This window comes from Bartonella capreoli, from assembly GCF_902813205.1.
GTDB lineage: Bacteria > Pseudomonadota > Alphaproteobacteria > Rhizobiales > Rhizobiaceae > Bartonella > Bartonella schoenbuchensis.
Map to the genome: position 1 here is coordinate 1 of NZ_CADDZX010000305.1, position 412 is coordinate 412.

Annotated in this window: 1 pseudogene; it reads right to left on the reverse strand. The window is 41.5% G+C overall.

Going from position 1 to position 412, the window contains the following annotated elements:
• Positions 1-330 (reverse strand): annotated as a pseudogene (locus J7R05_RS08550) (L,D-transpeptidase family protein); the annotation flags it as partial.
• Between the last annotated feature and the right edge of the window lie 82 nt (positions 331-412).

The window sequence follows — 412 nt, forward strand, 5'->3', positions numbered from 1 at the left end:
AGTATAAAAACCCTCTGGTGTCTGAAGATCCCCTTCTTTATATTTAGGTCCAAGCTTACCAGACCATTTGCAAATGCCATAGCGAGCAACCAAGATAAAAGGCCCTGAACGAGATTGCTTCCAAACTTCAGCAAGATTTTCTTCCTTGAAAAATCGCATTACAATTGGTGCATAAGGATCAATATCGTACAAAGCCATTCTGTTCTGGATTTCTTGTGGCAACGGCTGCTCAACTTTGGCACGAATAGAAGCTGGCAATCTTCCCCCACATGCCGCCAATATTCCCATTACAAATAACACACACACAGCGAGGAATCTGCTAAATGTCATCGAATAAAACTCCAATCCAACACCCCTCACAAAAAATAACCTATGTTAGAGATCGACCAATTTGAAGGTATTTTTCCCTTCG